Annotated in this window: 15 protein-coding genes; 7 read left to right on the top strand and 8 right to left on the bottom strand. The window is 67.0% G+C overall.

What is annotated here, in order from left to right; genetic code table 11:
* The first annotated feature begins 209 nt into the window (after positions 1–209).
* From NX773_RS20090 to NX773_RS20075, 4 genes are read left to right on the top strand one after another with little or no spacing between them, the layout of a single operon-like run.
* Positions 210–1,628, top strand: a complete 1,419-nt coding sequence (locus tag NX773_RS20090; RefSeq protein WP_258858058.1) for an alpha/beta fold hydrolase — start codon at positions 210–212, stop codon at positions 1,626–1,628.
* Positions 1,629–1,640: 12 nt separating this feature from the next.
* Positions 1,641–2,372, top strand: coding sequence for an ABC transporter ATP-binding protein (locus NX773_RS20085; RefSeq protein ID WP_258858057.1), 732 nt, complete (start codon positions 1,641–1,643; stop codon positions 2,370–2,372).
* The gene (locus tag NX773_RS20080) at positions 2,369–3,553 is read left to right on the top strand and encodes an ABC transporter permease (protein WP_258858056.1); all 1,185 of its coding nucleotides are present in this window, start codon (positions 2,369–2,371) and stop codon (positions 3,551–3,553) included. Before NX773_RS20085 ends, NX773_RS20080 begins: the two co-directional genes overlap by 4 nt.
* A 40-nt stretch (positions 3,554–3,593) precedes the next feature.
* The gene (locus NX773_RS20075) at positions 3,594–4,016 is read left to right on the top strand and encodes an OsmC family protein (protein WP_258858055.1); all 423 of its coding nucleotides are present in this window, start codon (positions 3,594–3,596) and stop codon (positions 4,014–4,016) included.
* A gap of 61 nt (positions 4,017–4,077) precedes the next feature.
* Here the strand turns inward: NX773_RS20075 and coq7 are convergent, their stop codons facing one another.
* Positions 4,078–4,722 carry a 2-polyprenyl-3-methyl-6-methoxy-1,4-benzoquinone monooxygenase gene (gene coq7 / locus NX773_RS20070; RefSeq protein WP_258858054.1) on the bottom strand — a complete coding sequence of 215 codons (645 nt, stop codon included), beginning with the start codon at positions 4,720–4,722 and terminating at the stop codon, positions 4,078–4,080.
* A 33-nt stretch (positions 4,723–4,755) separates the two neighbouring features.
* A complete protein-coding gene (locus NX773_RS20065) occupies positions 4,756–5,235 on the bottom strand; it encodes a hypothetical protein (RefSeq protein WP_258858053.1) in 480 nt (159 codons plus the stop codon).
* Positions 5,236–5,337: 102 nt separating this feature from the next.
* Between NX773_RS20065 and petA the strand changes: the two genes are divergently transcribed.
* The 3 genes from petA (at position 5,338) to NX773_RS20050 (ending at position 10,728) form a co-directional block, all read left to right on the top strand.
* The gene (gene petA / locus NX773_RS20060) at positions 5,338–5,946 is read left to right on the top strand and encodes a ubiquinol-cytochrome c reductase iron-sulfur subunit (RefSeq protein WP_258858052.1); all 609 of its coding nucleotides are present in this window, start codon (positions 5,338–5,340) and stop codon (positions 5,944–5,946) included.
* Between the two features lie 306 nt (positions 5,947–6,252).
* Positions 6,253–7,146: an ABC transporter ATP-binding protein gene (locus NX773_RS20055; RefSeq protein WP_258858051.1), complete on the top strand. Its 894-nt coding sequence runs from the start codon at positions 6,253–6,255 to the stop codon at positions 7,144–7,146.
* A 3-nt stretch (positions 7,147–7,149) separates the two neighbouring features.
* Entirely contained in the window at positions 7,150–10,728 is a 3,579-nt protein-coding gene (locus NX773_RS20050) for an ABC transporter permease/M1 family aminopeptidase (RefSeq protein ID WP_258858050.1), read from the top strand.
* Between the two features lie 177 nt (positions 10,729–10,905).
* Here the strand turns inward: NX773_RS20050 and NX773_RS20045 are convergent, their stop codons facing one another.
* From NX773_RS20045 to NX773_RS20020, 6 genes are all read right to left on the bottom strand, one after another.
* Positions 10,906–12,609: a methyl-accepting chemotaxis protein gene (locus NX773_RS20045; protein ID WP_258858049.1), complete on the bottom strand. Its 1,704-nt coding sequence runs from the start codon at positions 12,607–12,609 to the stop codon at positions 10,906–10,908.
* Between the two features lie 281 nt (positions 12,610–12,890).
* Positions 12,891–15,542 (bottom strand): DNA topoisomerase III, encoded by a 2,652-nt coding sequence (locus NX773_RS20040; RefSeq protein ID WP_258858048.1) that lies wholly within the window; start codon positions 15,540–15,542, stop codon positions 12,891–12,893.
* Positions 15,543–15,808: 266 nt separating this feature from the next.
* On the bottom strand, positions 15,809–16,369 hold the full coding sequence (locus NX773_RS20035; protein ID WP_258858047.1) for a lipocalin family protein: 561 nt from the start codon (positions 16,367–16,369) through the stop codon (positions 15,809–15,811).
* A gap of 38 nt (positions 16,370–16,407) precedes the next feature.
* Complete coding sequence (locus NX773_RS20030) at positions 16,408–16,887, bottom strand: Smg family protein (protein ID WP_258858046.1); 480 nt, start codon at positions 16,885–16,887, stop codon at positions 16,408–16,410.
* Positions 16,888–17,103: 216 nt separating this feature from the next.
* Positions 17,104–18,213 carry a DNA-processing protein DprA gene (gene dprA / locus NX773_RS20025; RefSeq protein ID WP_258858045.1) on the bottom strand — a complete coding sequence of 370 codons (1,110 nt, stop codon included), beginning with the start codon at positions 18,211–18,213 and terminating at the stop codon, positions 17,104–17,106.
* A gap of 7 nt (positions 18,214–18,220) precedes the next feature.
* On the bottom strand, positions 18,221–19,327 hold the full coding sequence (locus NX773_RS20020; protein WP_258858044.1) for a LysM peptidoglycan-binding domain-containing protein: 1,107 nt from the start codon (positions 19,325–19,327) through the stop codon (positions 18,221–18,223).
* Positions 19,328–19,397 lie beyond the last annotated feature (70 nt).

Here is a 19,397-nt window from a genome sequence, read left to right as displayed (position 1 = left end):
TTATTGTCTTTTCCTGAGCAAACGGAAAGCCTGCAATGATAGCGGACAACGGGCTCCCGGGTCAACCCAGCCGCGCAGCGCTGTGGCGTGGGCGCATTCAACCAAGGTTAAGTTGCAACTAAGAAATTTGGTCTACAGTGATTGAGCCCACCGTTGACCTCGCCGCGATTGTCAAATTATTATGACTCCGACCCCGAATAGGAGTGCCTGTGAAATATAAGTTACCGTTGGCGACGGCCCTGGCGCTGCTGCTGGCCGCCCCGGTGCGGGCCGCGGAGCCGCCAAGCGAACGCACCTGCCACCTGCCCGGCTCGGAGGACGCGCTGCGCTGCGTGACGCTGCCGGTGCCGCTGGACTATGGCAAGCCGGGGGCCGGCACCCTCAAGCTGCACGTCACCGTGGCGCGCGCCTATCGCGAGGCCGCGGGTCCCGACCCGCTGTTCGTGCTGGCCGGCGGCCCGGGCGAAGCCGGCAGCGACGTGCTGCCACTGCTCTCGGGCGCCTTCAAGCGCGCCCGCGCCACGCGCGACATCGTCTTTATCGACCAGCGCGGCACTGGCCTGTCGGGCAAGCTGGATTGCCCGATGCCGCAGGAAGACACGATGGGCGACGAGCAGCTCGACGCGCTGGTGCGCGCCTGCATCGCCAACTCGCGCGCGCCGTTTGCCGCCTACACCACCCAGGCCGCCGCGCGCGACATCGAGCAGGTGCGCCAGGCGCTGGGCTACGGCAAGATCAACGTCTGGGGCGGCTCGTACGGCACGCGCCTGGCGCAAGCCTACGCCCGTGCCTATCCGGGTTCGGTGCGCACCCTGCTGCTCGATGCCGTCGCCGCGCCCGACCAGGTGATCCCGGCGGGAGGCCGCGACAGCCAGGCCTCGCTCGACAAGGTATTCGACCTGTGCGCGCGCGACACCGCCTGCCGCAAGGCCTACCCCAACCTGAAGCAGGAATTCTCGGCGCTGGTCGAGCGCGCCGCGGCCGGCGTCAAGCTGTCGCTGCCCGACCCGCGCACGGCGCGCCCGGTGAGCTTCACGATGACCAGCACGCGCTTTCTCGGCACCGTCCACAACATCCTGTACACCCCGGCCGACGCGCGCCGCCTGCCGTTCCTGATCCACACCGCGTACCAGGGCAACTGGGCGCCGTTCGTGGCGCGCCAGAACCTGTTCTCCGACCTGTCGGCGGAGGGCTCGAACGCGCTGCTGCTGCACCTGGCCGTGGTCTGCGCCGAGGACGTGCCGCGCATGACGCCCGCACTGCTGGCCGCCGACGCGGGCGTGCTCACGGCCCCGATGGCAAAGCGCATCGTGCCCCTGTGCGCGGCGATGAAGGTGCCGGCCGTACCCTACAAGGCACCGTCGCGCATCGATGCGCCGGCCCTGCTGCTCTCTGGCGCGCTCGACCCGGTCACGCCGCCGCACCGCGCGGAGGAGGCGGCGCGCCACATGGCGCACGCCCAGCACGTGGTGGTGGCCAATGCCGGCCATGGCGTGTCGCAGCTGCCGTGCGCGGCGCGCGTGCTGCGCGAATTCCTCGACCGCCCGGACAAGCAGGTGGACGCGCGCTGCCTGTCCGAGATCCCGGCGCCGACCTTCCAGCTCGGCAGCGCCGGCCCGCAACCCTGACCCCTCCAGCCCATGATCGAAGTCGACGAAGTACGCAAACAATTTGGCGGTGTGAAGGCGCTGGGCGGGGTGAGCTTCACCGCGCGCGACGGCCAGATCACGGCGCTGCTCGGTCCCAACGGCGCCGGCAAGACCACGCTGCTGCGCACGCTGGTGGGCCTCTTGCGGCGCGACCACGGCACCATCCTGATCGACGGCGTCGACCCCGAGCGCGACCCGCTCAAGGTGCGTAACAACATCGGCTTTTTGACCGACCAGTTCGGCCTGTACGAGCGCCTGTCCACGCGCGAGTACCTGGCCTACTTCGGCGAGTTGAACGGCATGGGCGGCCGCGCACTGGAGAGCCGCATCGACGCCGTATCGGAGATGCTGTCGATGGACGACATCATCGACCGCCGCTGCAAGGGCTTTTCGCAGGGCCAGCGCATCAAGGTGGCGCTGGCGCGCACGCTGCTGCACCGGCCGCGCCACCTGCTGCTGGATGAACCGAGCCGCGGGCTGGACGTGATGAGCACGCGCGCGCTGCGCCACGCGCTGTCGGCGCTGCGCGCGGAAGGCTGCTGCGTGCTGATGGCCACCCATGTAATGCAGGAGGTGACCCACCTGTGCGACGACGTGATCGTGATCGCCAAGGGCCACACGGTGGCGCAGGGCTCGCCCGGTGAGCTGTGCCGCCGCACCGGCATCGCCAACCTGGAGGACGCGTTCGTCAGCCTGGTGGGCGAAGAAGGGATCCTCGCATGAAGCCGCGTTTCATGGTGGTGCTCGTCAAGGAGCTGCGCGAAACCCTGCGCGACAAGCGCACGCTGGCGATGCTGGCGCTGTTCACGGTGATGTACCCGGTGGTGCTCGGCTTTATCCTGCAGCAGATGGTCAACCGCGCCACCAAGCCCGAGCGCGAAGGCGCCGAGGTGGCCGTGATCGGCGCGGCGCGCGCGCCCACCCTGATGACCCAGCTCAGGCAAAAGAACTTCACGCTGCGCGAGGTCGCGCCGATGGACGAGGAAGGCATCGCCGCCCTGCTCAAGGGCCGCAAGACGGTGGCGGTGCTGCGCGTGTCCGACAAATTCGCCGAGAACTACGAGGCAATGCGTCCGGCCGCGATCGAGCTGTGGTTCGACTCGGCCGCCGACACCGGCTCGCGCACGCGCGACATCGAAGACGTGATCAACGCCTACGGCTCGAACATCGCGGGCGCGCGCCTGCTCGCGCACGGGGTATCGCCGGCCACGCTCTCGCCGATCAAGCTGCAGCGCTACGACACCGGCACCAACGCCTCGCGCTCGGCCGCCATGATCGGCAGCATTTTGGCCGCGCTGTTCTTCCCGTCCTTCATGCTGGGCATGGCCACCGCCATCGACAGCACCGCCGGCGAGCGCGAACGGCGCTCGCTCGAAGTACTGATGGCGCAGCCGGCGCGCGCCGCCGACCTGGTGGTCGGCAAGTGGCTGGCCGCCGGCACCCTGGCCATGGTGGGCGTCACGCTCGAACTGGCGCTGGCGCACCTGGTGCTGTCCTGGCTGCCGCTGGAAGAAATCGGCATGGCGTGGAGCCTGTCGTGGGGCGGCCTGGCCATGGTGTGCATCGCCGCGCTGCCGCTGTCGCTGTTCGCCGCTGCGGTACAGGTGGCGCTGGCCATGAATTCGAAGTCGTTCAAGGAGGCCCAGAGCCTGCTCAGCTTCGTGATGCTGGTGCCGATGGTGCCGGGCGTGCTGGTTTCGATGCTCGACCTGAAGACCGCCACCTGGATGTACCTGGTGCCGATGCTCTCGGACCAGACCCTGCTGCGCGAAATGGCCCGGACCGGACAGGTGGAGGCGGTGCCGTTCGTGCTCACCTTCCTCAGCTCGGCCGTGCCGGCGCTGGCGGCGGTGGCGTTCGCCTCGTGGCGGATGAAGAGCGAGCGCTACGTGCTGGCGGTGTAAGCCTTACAATAAGGGCATCGCACAATAGCGGAGAACGCAAATGGAAGTGAAAGTCAGCTGGAATGGCCCGTCGGGCATGAGTTTCCGGGCCCAGACCGGGTCCGGCCACATGGTCAGCATGGATGGCGCGCCCGAGGGCGGCGGCCACAACCTCGCGCCGCGGCCGATGGAAATGGTGCTGCTGGGGACCGGCGGCTGCACGGCCTACGACGTGGTGCTGATCCTCAAGCGCGGGCGCGAAGACGTGCGCGGCTGCGACGTGACCCTCAAGGCCGAGCGCGCCGAGACCGATCCGAAGGTGTTCACCAAAATCCACTTCCACTTCACCGTCACCGGCCGCAACCTGAAGAGCGCGTCGGTCGAGCGCGCGGTGAACCTGTCGCACGACAAATACTGCTCGGCCTCGATCATGCTGGCCAAGACGGCCGAGATCACGCACTCGTTCGAGATCGTCGAGGCGTAAAGCGTTTCACACGGTCGTTGGACGCGTGGGCGGGAGACCCGCCCACCCTACGAAAAACGGCTCAGATGTAATAGGCGGTGGAGGTCATCACCTTGGCCATCGCCTGCATCGCCATTTTCACCGGCAGCGGCATGTCGGCCGCGCCCAGCGACTGGGCGGCGGCGCCGTGCGCGATCTCGTCGATGCGCATCTGGTCCACGATCGCGCGCGACTTGGCGTCCTGCGGCGGCAGCGCGTCGAGGTGGCTGTTCAGGTGCGCCTCGACCTGGCGCTCGGTCTCGACCACGTAGCCCAGGCTGTGCGCATCGCCCATCTTGGCGGCGATGGTGCCCAGCGCGAACGCGCCCGCATACCACAAGGGATTCAACAGGCTCGGCTGCGAGCCAAGCTCGGACAGCCGCTGCGCGGTCCAGGCCAGGTGGTCTTCTTCCTCGCGCGCGGCCTGCTCGAACTGGGCGCGCACCTGCGGCGTCTGGGCGAAGCGCGCCTGCGAGTCGTACAGCGCCTGCGCGCAGACCTCGCCCACGTGGTTCACGCGCATCAGGCCGGCGCTGTGGCGCTGCTCCTCTTCGTTCAGTTCGCAGTCGGCGGCGTGCGCGGCCGGGTTGGGGCGGGACGAGGTGGCCACGCCACCGACCACGCGCAGAGCGCGGTCGAAGCCCACGATCAGGTGGTCGAGGGGATTGATGGAACGGTTGGCAATCATGAAATAGTCAAAACGATACGGCGGAAAGCGCCATTATAGGCCTTCGCCTGTTGCCGGTCGGTTCCGTTCGCCCTCGCCCGCCGTTTGCTGCGCCTGCGCCAGCAGCGCCTGCTGGCGCTCGATCCACTCGTGCAACGGCCCGGTGACCTCGAGCCTGGAGATGTTCTTTGCCACGCCCAGGTTCAGCGACAGCAGGAACGGGATCGTGTCCGCCGGCACGTCGGCGCAGCATTCGACGAACGCGGCCATGAAGCGCTCGGACTGGACCACCGGCATCACCTTGTCCCCGCTCATGTACTGCAGCACGCTGGTGATGCTGTGGCCGCCGCCGATGGTGTGGTAGATGAAGCGGTTGAACTCGCGGTCCACCTTCTTGAAGTCGATCGCCTCGCTGGTCATCAGGCCGGCCAGGTAATACAGGCCCAGTGCGACGCGGAACCAGTCCGTCGACTCCTGCCGGGTGCGCGCCAGGCGCATGACGGCCAGTACCTTTTCCTTGATTGCGGTGTCCATCGCGCCATTATCCACCTTTCTGCATGGCACAACGAAAAATGGCAACGACGCGCGATATTCCCGGTCAAACCGGTATCACCCTGGCCGAGGCACCCCGTGGACATGAGCGAAACCGGACCGCTGGACGAAAAGGAACAGGCACGCAGGCGCATCCTGGTCGCCTCGACCATTGGCATGGGCACGGTGGGCCTGGCCGCAACGGCGATCCCGTTCGTGGCGTCGATGGAGCCGAGCGAGCGGGCCAAGGCCGAGGCGGCGCCGGTGGACGTGGACGTGACCCGGGTCGCGCCGGGCACGCTCATCACCGTCAACTGGCGCGGCAGGCCGGTGTGGGTGCTGCACCGCACGCCGCAAATGCTGGCCACGCTGGGCAAGCATGACGCGCTGCTGCTCGATCCCGACTCGCAGACCGACCAGCAGCCGAAATACGCGCGCAACGCCACCCGCTCGGTGCGCCCGGCCTTTCTCGTGGTCGAGGCGGTGTGCACCCACCTCGGCTGCATTCCCGTGTTCCGGCCCGAGCCGGGAGCCGCCGACCTTGGCCCGGACTGGCCCGGCGGCTTCTACTGTCCCTGCCACGGCTCCAAGTACGACCTGGCCGGCCGCGTATTTCGCAACGTGCCGGCGCCGGTCAACCTGGCGGTGCCGCCACATGCCTACCACGGCGAACGGCTCGTCATCGGCGAAGAAGGGCCTGGCGTGACTACCTGAATCTGCGGTAGGGTGGGCAGGTCTTCCTGCCCACGCGTTCAACCATCCTCAACTATGTTGCACGGGGGAAATGCGGCAGCGAACAGCCCGCTGCGGCTGAACGCGTAGGCGGGAAACCCGCCCACCCTACCGATCAGCGGCTTCGTTCGCCCCCCGCCCTGCTCCCCGAATCGTGCATTCTGCTCCCCCAAACGCGCAGCGCATCGCAAGAACGACCCGGGCGCGGTGACAATTTAATACAATGCAAGCGTCAAAGAGTCCGTCAGGCAACATCGTGCGGAGAATGCCGCACCTCGAGGAGTGTTCATGGAATTACGCATCCGCAACCTGTCCAAGACCTACGCCAACGGCGTGGTCGCGCTGGACAACGTCAGCCTGCGCATCCCGCCCGGGATGTTCGGCCTGCTCGGCCCGAACGGGGCCGGCAAGTCGACGCTGATGCGTATCCTGGCCACGCTGCAGGAATGCGACTCCGGCTCGGTCTTCCTGAGCGACATCGACGTGCTCGACGAGAAGGACGCGGTGCGCCAGCTGCTCGGCTACCTGCCGCAGGACTTCGGCGTGTACCCGAAGGTGACGGCGTATGAACTGCTCGACCATTTCGCGATCCTGAAGGGGCTTTCCAACAAGGCGCGCCGGCGCGAGGTGGTGGACGGGCTGCTGCAGCAGACCAACCTGTTCGAGGTGCGCCACCAGCGCATGGGCGGCTTCTCGGGCGGCATGCGCCAGCGCTTCGGCATCGCGCAGGCGCTGTTGGGCGACCCGCAGCTGATCATCGTGGACGAGCCGACCGCCGGCCTGGACCCGCAGGAGCGGGTACGCTTCCACAACCTGCTGTCGGACATCGGCGAGGACAAGACCGTGATCCTGTCCACCCACATCGTGTCCGACGTGGCTGACCTGTGCGCCAACATGGCCATCATCAACAAGGGCCAGGTGCTGCTGTGCGGCGAGCCGCAAAAGCTCACCTACGACATCGAGGACAGCATCTGGGCGCGCTTCGCCACCAAGCAGGAGCTGCCGCTCTTGCAGAAGCAGCATGCGGTGATCTCGACCCGGCTCCTGATGGGCCGCACGCTGGTGCACGTGTACAGCGAACGCGACCCCGGCGACGGCTTCGAGCCGACCCAGGCCAGCCTGGAGGACGTGTACTTCGCCACCATCGCAGGGCACTACCGGCCCGAAGAAGAGGCCAGCTGAAGCATGCGGGCGATATTTGAGATTGCGCTGTTCGAGGCGAAGCAGCGGCTGCGGATGCTCTCGACCTGGGTGTACTTCCTGATTTTCCTGGCGCTGGCGATGCTGTGGATGGCCGCCGCCGGCGGCGTGTTCAAGGATGCGGTGGTGTCGTTCGGCGCGCGCGTGGCGATCAACGCGCCGCGCTCGATCGCCATTTCGTCGGCGGTCCTGGGCAGCTTCGGCGTGATCGTGATCGCGGCGATGATGGGGCGCGCGGTGCAGCAGGACTTCGAGCGCGAGATGCACCACTTCTTCTTCAGCGCGCCGATCGGCAAGCACGCCTACGTGTTCGGGCGCTTCCTCGGCGCGTTCGCGGTGCTCGCGATCGTCTTTGCGAGCATCCCGCTGGGCGCTTTGGCCGCCGGCTGGATCCCGGGAATCGACCCCGACAAGCTCGGCCCGATCCGAGCCTCAACCTACCTGCAGCCCTACCTGCTCACGCTGCTGCCTAACCTGTTCATCTTCGGCGCCATCTTCTTCGTGCTGGCGGCGCTGACCCGGCGCATGCTGCCGGTGTACGTGGCCAGCGTGGTCATGCTGGTCGGTTACATCGTGGCGCCGTCGCTGGCGCGCGACCTCGACTACAAGACTCTGGCCGCGCTGATCGACCCGTTCGGCACCACGGCCCTGATCCGGCTCACCGAATACTGGACCGTGGCCGAGCGCAATGCCAGGGCGGTCCCGTTCGAAGGCGTGTACCTGATGAACCGCCTGATCTGGGCCGGCTTCGGGTTGGTGGTGCTGGTGCTCGGCTACTGGCGCTTCTCGTTCGTGGGCAGCGTGGACGCCGGCGGCAAGGCGCGCGGCAACGCCCAGGCTCCGCTGGCGCTGTCGCATGCCGCGGTGGACACGCGCGAGACGCCCGATTTCGCGCGCCGCAGCCTGGGCCTGCTCCTGCTGCGCGCCAGCTGGTACAGCGTGCGCGAATCGGTCAAGAACATCTACTTCGCGGTGATCGCGCTGGCCGGCGTGCTGGCACTGGTGGCCAGCTCGCTCAACCTGGGCTCGCTGTTCGGCACCAATACCTACCCGGTGACCTACCAGATCCTTGACATGATCCGCGAGGTGTACTCGCTGTTCATGATCGTCGTAACCACGCTGTATGCCGGCGAACTGGTCTGGCGCGAACGCGAGGCGCGCATGGCGCAGATGGTCGACGCGCTGCCGGTACCAAGCTGGGTAGCGCTCTTGGGCAAGACCATTGGCCTGATCGCGCTGCAGGCGCTGATGCTGGCCATTGCCATGGTGACTGGCATGGGCATCCAGCTGGCCAGGGGCTACTTCTCGCTCGAGCCGGGCTTGTACCTGCAAGGCCTGTTCGGCGTGATGCTGCCCGAGTATGCGCTGATCGCGGTGCTCGCGATCGCGGCGCAGGTGGTCATCAACCACAAATACCTGGCCTACTTCGCCCTTATCCTCTACTACATCGCGCTGATCACCTTCGGCTCGCTCGGGCTGGATCATCCGCTGGTGCTGTACGGCGTGACGCCGGAGTTCACCTACTCTGCCATGAACGGCGTGGGCCACCACCTGGTGCGCGAGCGCGCCTTCCTGCTGTATTGGAGCGGCGCGGCGCTGATGCTGCTGTCGGTGTCGCTTTTGCTGTGGCCACGCGGGACCAACGAAGACTTCAGGAGCCGCCTGCGCGCGGCGCGCCGCTGCCTGACGCCGGGCGTGCTCGCCAGTTTTGGCCTGGGGCTGGCCGTGTTCGTCGGCATGGGCGGCCTGCTCTGCTACAACCTGGAAATCGCCGGCAACTACCAGACCGCGTTCGCGCGCGAAGAGCAGCGCGCGCAGTACGAGCTGCGCTACAAGCGCTACGCCAGCCTGCCGCAGCCGCGCATCACCGGCACCGACCTGCAGGTGGACATCGCTCCCGCAACGCGCAGCCTGATGGTCAAGGGTGTGTACGAACTGGAGAACCGGACCGGCCAGCCGCTGCGCGACGTGATCCTGTACCAGGACCGCAGCGCCGCGTTCAAGCCCTCGTTCTCGCAACCGGCCACGCTGGTAGCAAGCGACCGGCAACTGGGCTTCTACCACTACCGCCTGGCGCAGCCGCTCGCCAGTGGCCAGCGCATGACGCTGTCCTACACGCTGATCTGGGCGCCCGGCGGCGTGCTGGGGCTGGGCCAGGATACGCCGGTGGTGGGCAACGGCACCTTCTTCACCAACGAGATCCTGCCGCACATCGGTTACCGCGAGGAGGCCGAACTGGTGGACGCGCGCGACCGCAAGCGCCACGGCCTGCCCCCGCGTGAACGCATGGCCGCGCGCGACGATGCGGCATCGCAGTCGATCAACCAGGTTGGCCCGGACGCGGACTGGATCCGTTTCGACGCGGTGGTGAGCACCAGCGCCGACCAGGTGGCGATCGCCCCCGGCGAGCTGCAGCAGGAGTGGATCGCCAACGGCCGCCGCTTCTTCCACTACCGGATGACCAAGCCGATCCTGAACTTCTACGCGTTCCAGTCGGCGCGCTACGAAGTGCGGCATGACCGCTGGGGCGACGTGGCGATCGACGTGTACTACCATCCGGGCCACGACTACAACGTGGACCGCATGATCCGCGGCGCCAAGGCGGCGCTCAGCTACGGCTCGCAGCGCTTCTCGCCGTACCAGTACCACGAACTACGCATCGTCGAGTTCCCGCGCTACGCCCAGTTCGCGCAGTCGTTCCCGGGCATGATCCCGTTCTCCGAGAGCATGGGGTTCATCGCCAAGGTGGACGACGACTCGCCCAAGGACATCGACTACCCCTACTACATCACGGCGCACGAAGTAGCGCACCAATGGTGGGGCCACCAGCTGATGGCCGCGCACACGCGCGGCGGCACGGTGCTGTCGGAGACGCTGGCCGAGTACACCGCGCTGATGGTCATGCAGCACACCTACGGGCCGGCCAAGATGCGGCGCTTCCTGCGCTACGACCTGGACCGCTACCTGATGGGCCGCGCGCACGAGAGCCGCAAGGAGCTGCCGCTGGCGCAGAACGAGAACCAGGACTACATCCACTACCGCAAGGGCAGCCTGGCGATGTACCTGCTGCAGGACCTGCTGGGCGAGGACAAGGTGGACCAGGCCCTGCAAGGCATCCTGGCGCGCCATGCCTACCACGGCAACCCCTACCCGAACGCGACGGTGCTGGTGGACGCGCTGCGCGCGATCACGCCGCCGGACAAGGCTTACCTCATCGACGACCTGTTCGAGTCGATCGTGCTGTACGAGAACCGCGCCGACAGCGCCGTGGCGCACAAGCGGCCGGACGGCAAATACGAGGTGGTGCTGCATGCGACCGCGGGCAAGGTGCGCGCGGGCGAGCTGGGCGACGAGCAGCCGGCCGCGCTGCGCGACTACATCGAGTTCGGCGTGGACGACAAGAACGGCAGCCCGATCGTGCGCGAGCGCCGCCTGGTGACGGGACGCGAGCAGCAGGTGACCCTGGTGGTGGACCGGATGCCGGCGCGCGCAGGCATCGACCCGGACAACAAGCTCATCGACCGCAAGCCGGCGGATAACATGGTGAGTGTGGAAGTGCGCTAAACCGGCACACCGTCGTTCCGGCGAGAGCCGGAACCCATGCCGAGGTTCCGAAGTCGCACACTCAGCATCGATCCCGGCTTTCGCCGGGACGACGGCGCGAACGTGATCTGGAAATCAAACGGCGTCGTTCGGCGAAGCGAAAACGCGAGCATCGGCTCGCATTTTTTTATCCTGCGCTCAGAAGGATTCCCACTCGCCCTCGCCCGCCATCGCGACCTCCTTGCGACCGCCACGGCTGGACGCGGCCTGTCGGCGCGTGGCGCCCACGGCCAGGGCCGGCGGCGCAGCCTTGCGCGCCAGCGCGGGCCGGGCCGCAGCGGCGCCCTGCGCGCGCTCGTCCACCCGGAAGGTGCCCACCAGGCCGGCCAGCCCGGCCGCCTGTTCCTGCATCGCCTCGGCGGCAGCCGAAGCCTCCTCCACCAGCGCCGCGTTCTGCTGGGTCACCTGGTCCATCTGGTTGATCGCCTCGTTCACCTGCTCGATGCCGGAGCGCTGCTCCTCGCTTGCGGCTGCGATCTCGCCGATGATGTCCGATACGCGCTTGACGCTGGCGACCACCTCCTCCATCGTCGAGCCGGCCCGGTCGACCAGGCGCGAACCGGCTTCGACCTTCTCCACCGAATCGGTGATCAGCACCTTGATCTCCTTGGCCGCGGCGGCCGAACGCTGCGCCAGATTGCGCACCTCGCTGGCCACCACCGCAAAGCCGCGGCCCTGCTCGCCGGCACGCGCGGCCTCGACCGCCGCGTTCAGCGCCAGGATATTGGTCTGGAACGCGATGCCGTCGATGACCGAGATGATGTCCACGATTTTGCTGGCCGACTCGTTGATCGCGCCCATCGTCTGTACCACCTGCGACACCACCATGCCGCCCTGCGCCGCGGTGCCCGAGGCCGCGGCGGCCAGCTGGTTGGCGGTGCGGGCGTTGTCCGCATTCTGCTTCACGGTCGAGGTCAGTTCTTCCATCGACGACGCGGTCTCTTCCAGCGAGCTGGCCTGCTGTTCGGTGCGCGAGGACAGGTCCTGGTTCCCGGCCGCGATCTCGGACGAGGCGGTCGCGATCGCATCCGTGCCAGTGCGCACCCGGGTGACGATCCCCAGCAGCGACGCGTTCATGTCCTTGAGCGCGGCCATCAGCTCGCCCGTCTCGTCCTTCGATTCCACGCGCACCTGCGCCGTCAGGTCGCCCTGCGCCACCTGCCTGGCCAGATCGAGCGCGCGGCGCAGCGGCGCCGTGATATTGCGCGCGAGGCTCAGCGCAACCAGGGCCGCGAGCACCGTGGCGACGACCCCGCCGCCCACCAGCGTCGCGGCCATCGTCGTGTGCAGTTCCTGTGCGCTCTGCTGGCGCTGCTCCAGCAGCGTGAGCTCGGTCTGCTTGATGGTGGCGATCTGGGCGCGCATTGCGTCCATGAGCTTCTTGCCCTTGCCCGCCTTCATCAGCGCGACCATCGGCGCCATGTCGGCGTCGCCCGTCTGGCGGCGCAGCGCAATCGACTGGTTGATCACGTCATCGACCCACTTCCGCTGCTGCGCGCTTAGCTCCTCCAGGCGCGCCTGCTGGGCTGGGTTATCGGCGGTCAGCGTGCGCGCCTGCGCCAGGTATTTTCCGAATGCTTCCTTACCCGCCTTGTAAGGCTCGAGCGAACCGTCTTGCCCGGTCAGGGCAAAACCGCGTTCGCCCGTCTCGATGTCGATCAGGCTGGCCAGCGCGCCATCGACCGCGCCCAGTACCTGGTAGGTGTGGATGTTCATGTTGTTCGCCGCCCCCAGCCGGGCGAAGTTCGCATAGGCGATCACGAACAGCGTCACCAGCACGGCCACGACGGCGCCAAAGCCCAGGTATAACCGAGCTGCAATTTTCAAGTTGGATAGTTTCACGAGAGCCCTCAACATGCGCCGTGGAAGGACCCGCGACGCGTTCAATTTCCGCAGATCAATATAGCGGAAATTGTGAGGGCCAGAAATGTTTACTTCGCCTTTTTGTCACAAATTGGAGACGTGTGCTCGAAGCGTAAACGCAGAACGACTGCCAATAAACGATAAAATGTTAAATGCGCAATTTTTACCTATTGGCATCACGACGAGCCAGGCGTAACAAACAGTCACTGCAAAAAAAAACGCGAACCGAGGGGTTCGCGTTTTTCTTCAGGCCGGATTGCTTACTTTTTAGCTGCCGCGCTGGCCCGCTTGGCCGGCGCCTTGCGCGCCACGGCCTTTGTCGCGGCTTTGGGCGCCGCAGCCTTCTTCGCAGTCTTGGTTGCCACGGCCGCGCCGCCATTGCCAGCGTCCTCGCCATCGTCGGCCGCCGCGGCAGCCGCTTTGCCCTTGGCTGCCGGCTTGGCCTTGCGCTCCTCGAACTCGAAGCTGATCTTGCCGTCCTTGCCGCGCACCAGGAAGGCCTTGAACGGCCGGCGCGTGCGCTGCGAAACGAAGCCGGGCAGCAGGTCGGTCTTGCCCTCATTGAGCAGCTTTGCCATCTGCTCGGGCAGGATCTCCTGCTGCAGGATGATGCGGCCGCTGCGGAAGTCGCAGGTCTTGGGCTTGGCCACGCTGTGCTCGCACACATAGGCCAGTCCCATCTCGTACACGCCGGCGCCGCATTTCGGGCACGGACCGAGCGCGGTCTGGCCGGTGAAGTCCACGCCCTCGCCTTCCTCGCCTTCCTGCTGGTCCTGGCCGAAGTCGAACTCGAGCTTGAAGTTGTGGATCTCCTCGTCGCGCACGATGCGCAGGATCGCCGCGAACGGACGGCCCATCTTGGAGCGGAAGCCCTGCAGCGGGCCGATGGTGCGGTCCTTGAGCAGCTGCTCGACTTCCTCGATTTCGAACTGGCGCCCGCCCGGCGTCTTGGACATCGAGAACTCGCACTTGGTGCAGGCGAAGCGGCGGTAGTTTTCCTTGACGACACCGCCGCAGTTCGGGCAAGGCGTGTGCAGGGTCGCGTAGTCGCCCGGGATCGTGTCGCTGCTGTACTCCTTGGCGCGCTTGACGATCACCTGGGTCATCTGCGCGATCTGCTGCATGAACTCTTCGCGCGAGATATGGCCGCGCTCCATCTGCGACAGCTTGTACTCCCATTCGCCGGTCAGCTCCGGCATGGTCAGCTCGTTTACGCCCAGGCCGCGCAAGAGCGTCATGAGCTGGAACGCCTTGGCCGTCGGGATCATCTCGCGGCCTTCGCGGATCAGGTACTTCTCGGTCAGCAGGCCCTCGATGATCGCGGCGCGCGTGGCCGGCGTGCCCAGGCCCTTGCCCGCCATCGCGTCGCGCAGCTCGTCCGAATCGACCAGCTTGCCCGCGCCTTCCATGGCCGACAGCAGCGTCGCCTCGGTGTAGCGCGCGGGCGGCTTGGTGGTCAGGCCGTTGGCGGTCAGCTTGTCGGCCAGGACCTTCTCGTCCTTCGCCACCGGCACCAGGGTTGCGCCGCCCTCCTTGTCCTCGGCCACCTCCTTGCCGTACACGGCCAGCCAGCCGGGGTTGGTCATCACCTTGCCCTCGGTCTTGAACTGGTGGCCCGCAACAGTCGTGTAGCGGGTGGTGACCAGGAACTCGGCGGCCGGGAAGAACACGGCCATGAAGCGGCGCGTGACCAGGTCGTACAGCTTTTGCTCAGGCTCGGACAGGTTCTTCGGCGCCACGCCGGTCGGGATGATCGCGAAGTGGTCCGAGATCTTCGTGTTGTCGAAGATGCGCTTGTTCGGCTTGACCCAGCCCTTGTCCAGGATCTGCTTGGCGAACTGGTGGTAGTTCGCGTTCTCCTTGAGCACCTCGAGGGTCGATTTCACGGTGCCGAGGTAGTCCTCCGGCAGGGCGCGCGAATCGGTACGCGGGTAGGTCAGCACCTTGTGTTTTTCGTACAGCGCCTGGGCCAGGCCCAGGGTGTTCTTGGCCGAAAAGCCGAAGCGGCCGTTGGCCTCGCGCTGCAAGCTGGTCAAATCGAACAGGGCCGGCGCCATCGAGGTGGTCGGCTTGGACTCCTCGGTAACCGTGCCCTGCTTGCCGCGGCAGGCCGCCACCACCGAGTCCGCGGCGGCTTTGCTCCACAGGCGCTCGGCGCGCTTTTCGGGGTCGGTCTCGTCCTTCTTGAACGACTGGTCGAGCCAGCGACCCTCGTAGATGCCGGCCGCGCACACGAATTCGGCGCGCACTTCCCAATAGTCGCGCGGGACGAACTTCTTGATCTTCTCTTCGCGGTCCACCACGATCGACAGCGTCGGGGTCTGCACCCGGCCCACCGTGGTCAGGTAGAAGCCGCCCTCTTTCGAGTTGAAGGCGGTCATGGCGCGGGTGCCGTTGATGCCGATCAGCCAGTCGGCCTCGGAACGGCAGCGCGCGGCGTCGGCCAACGGCAGCATCTCTTCGTCGCTGCGCAGGTGCGCGAAGCCGTCGCGGATGGCGCCGGCGGTCATCGACTGCAGCCACAGGCGCTTGACCGGCTTGTTGGCCTTGGAAGCCTGCACGATCAGGCGGAAGATCAGTTCACCCTCGCGCCCCGCGTCGCATGCGTTGATCAGGGCGCCCACGTCCTTGCGCTTGATGAGCTTGTTGAGCACCTTGAGCCGCGATTCGGTCTTGGCGATCGGGTTCAGGGCAAAATACGGCGGAATCATCGGCAGGTGGGCAAAGCTCCACTTGCCGCGCTTGACGTCATACTCTTCCGGCACCGCGATCTCGAGCAGGTGGCCGACGGCCGACGACAGCACGTAGTCGTCGGACTCGAAATACTCATCGTGCTTGGTAAAGCCGCCAAGCGCCTTGGCGATGTCATTCGCAACGGACGGCTTCTCGGCGATGATGAGGGTTTTGGTCATAGTGTTTCTCGTCGTACTTATATTAGAGGCTTGGCCGCATCATACATGCTTGTCGCCGAGCCGGTCGTTTTCCCGAAAATGTCTTATTAGTAACAGTCCGGGCCAAGCGGCCAATGATAAGCGGGTTGCCGCGCAAACGGCAAGTGGGCTCGGCACCGGGGACTATGCAATAGTTGTTAGCCCCACGGCAACAAAAATGCGGAGCATGTTTGCGCTGGGGACAGAAAATGGGCCGCCGGGCGGCAGCTCGCGCGGTCCGTACCCGGCTAGGGTTGGGCGGCGGACTGCAGCCGGCCGGGGTCGAAGCCCTGGCGTACCAGGCGCGCCAGCAGCGCCTGGTAGGCGCCCGGGTCCACGGTGGGGGTGCGCGCCAGGATCCACAGGTATTGACGGCGCGGCTCGCTGACCGTCACCAGCTGGTAATTCGGATCCAGGTCGATCACCCAATAGTCGCCCCACACCTGCGGTAGCCACGACAGCCAGGCCGGCGCAAAGCGCACCTGCAGCCGCGCCGAGTCGCGCCCGCCGACCTGGCGCGCAAGCCCGATTGCCTCGTCCATGCTGCCGTCGGCGCGGCGGCAGCGGTTGCGCACCTCGACCGTATTGTCGGGCAACATGCTGTATTGGGCGGTCGCGCTGCCTGCGCACTGGCGCTGGAAACGGTTCGGATACCGGGCGATTTCGTACCAGGTGCCAAGATAGCGCGCCAGGTCCAGCGAGGGGACCGGCGTCAGCGGTGCGGGGGGCTCGGCGCGCGTAGGCGCAGACACGGCCAGCAGGGCTGCGGCCAGGGCAAGCGTCAGGATGCGGGAAAAAGGAAGTTTCATCGGTGCAGTAGCGAACCGATCGGCCACGGACCGGCGGCTCAGTGCAGCAGCCTGGGCAGTTGCTCGCCCTCGCCGTCCTCCTCGTCGTCGCCGAACAGGTCGTCGAACATGAGTGCGTCCGGCTCTTTGCCCTGGCTCCACAGGAGCATCAGCACGATGATCTTGAGCTTGCCCAGCGAGACCGGCGACTCGCCCAGCGCCAGCGCGCGCTCGATGACGATTTCGCGCTGCTCGGGGCCGAGCACGCCGGCGCATTCGAGGAAGGTGATGAAACCGACCGCGGCAGTGCCGAGGTCGTCGAATTCGCGGCGGGCGTAGATACGCGTGCCCGTCGACGCGGCGGTGTCTAGCATGTCCTCGCCCGCCATTTCGGTCAGGCCGCTCAACCAGTCGAGCGCTTCGGAGATTTCGACATCGTCAAAGCCCACCGCCGACAGCTTGCGCGCCAGAGCGGCCGGCTCGGGGCAGGCATCGGGACGGTAGTACGTCTCGTAGAGATAGACCAGAATGTCGAACATAGTGGCGCTACTGTAGCAGTTAAGCTCGCCGCGACACAAGTGCCGCACGGCACGGCCCTGGGAACGTTGTTTTGCCGCCTTATCGAACCCGCCATGCATTGGTTTCTGGCAATGACGGGGTGAATAGAACAAATATCCTTAAAAACGCTGGCAAAGCTCAACAGCAGGGGGAGGCGGAAAAGCCCGGGTTACCGTAAGGTCGGCGGGATGTCGCGATCACCGCACCAGCCGCTGCACAGCGCCGCCGGGCAGGCGCTCGATGAGGCCGGCCAGCTCGAGCAGCAGCAGTTCGCTGTTCAGGGTGGACGCCTTGGCGCCGGTTGCGGCAGCCAGCGCATCGAACCCGATCGGATCGAACCCGACGTGGTCGAGCAGGCCGCCGCCCGCCTGCGGCGCCTGCGGGCGGCGCCCGGCCAGCGGCGAGATCTGCAGCGCCTCCAGCACCTCGTCCACCGTCTCGACCAGGCGCGCGCCTTCGCGGATCAGCTTGTGGCAGCCCTTGGACAGCGCCGAATGGATCGAGCCGGGCAGCGCGAACACCTCGCGCCCCTGGTCGGCCGCCACATGCGCGGTGATCAGCGAGCCCGATTCGGCCGCCGCCTCCACCACCAGCACGCCGGCCGACAGGCCGCTGATGATGCGGTTGCGGCGCGGGAAGTTGCCGCTCGTGGCCGGCGTGCCGAGCGCATACTCGCTGACGATGCAGCCCTGTTCGGCGATGTCGCGCGCCAGCTCCCGGTTGGCGGCCGGGTAGACGCGGTCGGCGCCGGTGCCGATGACGGCAATGGTGGCGCCCGCGCCCTTGAGCGCGCCCGCATGGGCTGCCGCGTCGATGCCCAGCGCCAGGCCCGACACGATCGTGACCCCGGCTTGCGACAGGACGCGCGCAAACCCCTCGGCATTGGCCTTGCCCTGGGTGCTTGCGTTGCGGCTGCCGACAATGGCCAGCGCCGGCCGCGCCAGCAGGCCGGGATTGCCCTTCACGTACAGCATGAGCGGCGGATCGGCGATGTTCGCCAGCGCGCCTGGAAAACGCGGGTCGTGCTGCGTGATGATGTGGTGGGCGGGGTCGGCCAGCCACGCTTGCGTGGCCCCGAGCAGCGCATCGAATTGCGCCGAAGGCGGCGCACACAGGGCGCGCGCCTGGCGTTGGGTAACGTGTTGCGACAGCGCCGTGACACCGGCCGCGAAGATGGCCGCCGGCGAGCCGAAGTGCGCCAGCAGCAGGTTGGCGCTGCGGCACCCCACCCCGCTTGCCTGTTCCAAGCGCAGCCAGTCGGCAAGAGGGTCGGCGCTGGCGGCGGTGGTGGGGTCCGTGTCCTGCACGGCGAGCTTACTCCGGTGAGTTGGCCACGTCGCCGACTCGCACCGGCTCCGTCACTTGCATGATCAGGCCGTACGAGACGTGCTTGAACACACGGAAAATGAACAGCGTCCCGAACTGCTCGTCGGGCAGCTTGATCTTCTTGCGGAACAGGCCCAGGAAGCCCTTGCTGCCCGGGTCGGTCACCGTCTGGCCGTAATGATAGAGCTGCAGCACGGAGCCGATGTCGAGTCCGTCAACAGAACCCTTATTGACAGTGACGACCTGGCTCTGTGCGGCCTGCGCCACGTCGGCGTAGATCGACATCACGCGCGCCCTGACCGGGCGCTCCGGCGGGTGCGGCGCATAGTTGCGGAGCGGGGTCGGCGGGGCCGGCACCAGCAGGTCGCCCACGCCCATCTCGCGGTTCGAGCTGGCGACCACGAAGGTGTGCACGTCGGCGCCGCCCCGGGCCGGAGCCTGCAGCGCCACGGTGCCCAGGTAGGTGGCCTGCCAGGCGGTCACCTTGCCCGATTCCGGATCGGTCAGCGGCGTGCCCGGGCGGAATACCTGGAACGAGCTGCCGCCGTTCAGGTCGCCCCGCACATAGACCTTGTCGCCCTTGCCCAGGTACAGATGCCCTTCCGGCGAGGCGGTAATGCGCGCGGCGCCGGCCAGCTCGTCGGCCTCGACCACCAGGGGTTGGGACAGGAATGGCTCGATCGCGGCGGCGGGAATGGCCGGGACCGCGTCCTTGCCCAGCGCCTCGGTGCGCAGCTGGGGCGACATGCGCAGCTCAGGCGGTTCGCCTTGCGCGTCGCCAGCGCCACCGTCGCCCGGCTTGTGCAGCGACAGGCGGCCGTGCGTGCGGTCGAAGTAAATGATCTGGCCGGGGTAGATCCAGTGCGGGTTGCGGATCTCGTCCTTGTTCAGGCCCCACACTTCCGGCCAGCGCCACGGGCTGTTGAGGAAGGTGCTGGAGATGCCCCACAAGGTGTCGCCTTTGACCACCACGTGCTGGTCCGGCGCGTCGGGCCGGAAGTCGCTGCCCGGCGCGGCGTGCGCCCCGGCCATCGCCGCACACGTGAACAGGGCTGCCGCTGCAAGGCGGGTCCCGACTATGCTAAAATTTTTCATCGAAACGGTCCGTAAAGTGCGGCTGTCACGCGACAAATGCTGGCTGCGCTGTTCGCCCCGGCCGAACCAC

It is taken from the genome of Massilia solisilvae (genome assembly GCF_024753215.1).
GTDB classification, from domain to species: Bacteria; Pseudomonadota; Gammaproteobacteria; order Burkholderiales; family Burkholderiaceae_D; genus Telluria; species Telluria solisilvae.
The sequence above is the reverse complement of the archived record's forward strand: the minus strand, read 5'-3'. Positions and strand labels throughout refer to the sequence as shown.

Bases quoted from the DNA above. Each gene is read 5' to 3' on its own strand.
- NX773_RS20075 (WP_258858055.1), top strand. From the start codon at position 3,594: ATGGAAGTGAAAGTCAGCTGGAATGGCCCGTCGGGCATGAGTTTCCGG.
- NX773_RS20020 (WP_258858044.1), bottom strand. From the start codon at position 19,327: ATGAAAAATTTTAGCATAGTCGGGACCCGCCTTGCAGCGGCAGCCCTG.
- NX773_RS20050 (WP_258858050.1), top strand. From the start codon at position 7,150: ATGCGGGCGATATTTGAGATTGCGCTGTTCGAGGCGAAGCAGCGGCTG.
- NX773_RS20040 (WP_258858048.1), bottom strand. From the start codon at position 15,542: ATGACCAAAACCCTCATCATCGCCGAGAAGCCGTCCGTTGCGAATGAC.
- NX773_RS20030 (WP_258858046.1), bottom strand. From the start codon at position 16,887: ATGTTCGACATTCTGGTCTATCTCTACGAGACGTACTACCGTCCCGAT.
- NX773_RS20065 (WP_258858053.1), bottom strand. From the start codon at position 5,235: ATGGACACCGCAATCAAGGAAAAGGTACTGGCCGTCATGCGCCTGGCG.
- NX773_RS20035 (WP_258858047.1), bottom strand. From the start codon at position 16,369: ATGAAACTTCCTTTTTCCCGCATCCTGACGCTTGCCCTGGCCGCAGCC.
- NX773_RS20055 (WP_258858051.1), top strand. From the start codon at position 6,253: ATGGAATTACGCATCCGCAACCTGTCCAAGACCTACGCCAACGGCGTG.
- petA (WP_258858052.1), top strand. From the start codon at position 5,338: ATGAGCGAAACCGGACCGCTGGACGAAAAGGAACAGGCACGCAGGCGC.
- NX773_RS20085 (WP_258858057.1), top strand. From the start codon at position 1,641: ATGATCGAAGTCGACGAAGTACGCAAACAATTTGGCGGTGTGAAGGCG.
- coq7 (WP_258858054.1), bottom strand. From the start codon at position 4,722: ATGATTGCCAACCGTTCCATCAATCCCCTCGACCACCTGATCGTGGGC.
- NX773_RS20080 (WP_258858056.1), top strand. From the start codon at position 2,369: ATGAAGCCGCGTTTCATGGTGGTGCTCGTCAAGGAGCTGCGCGAAACC.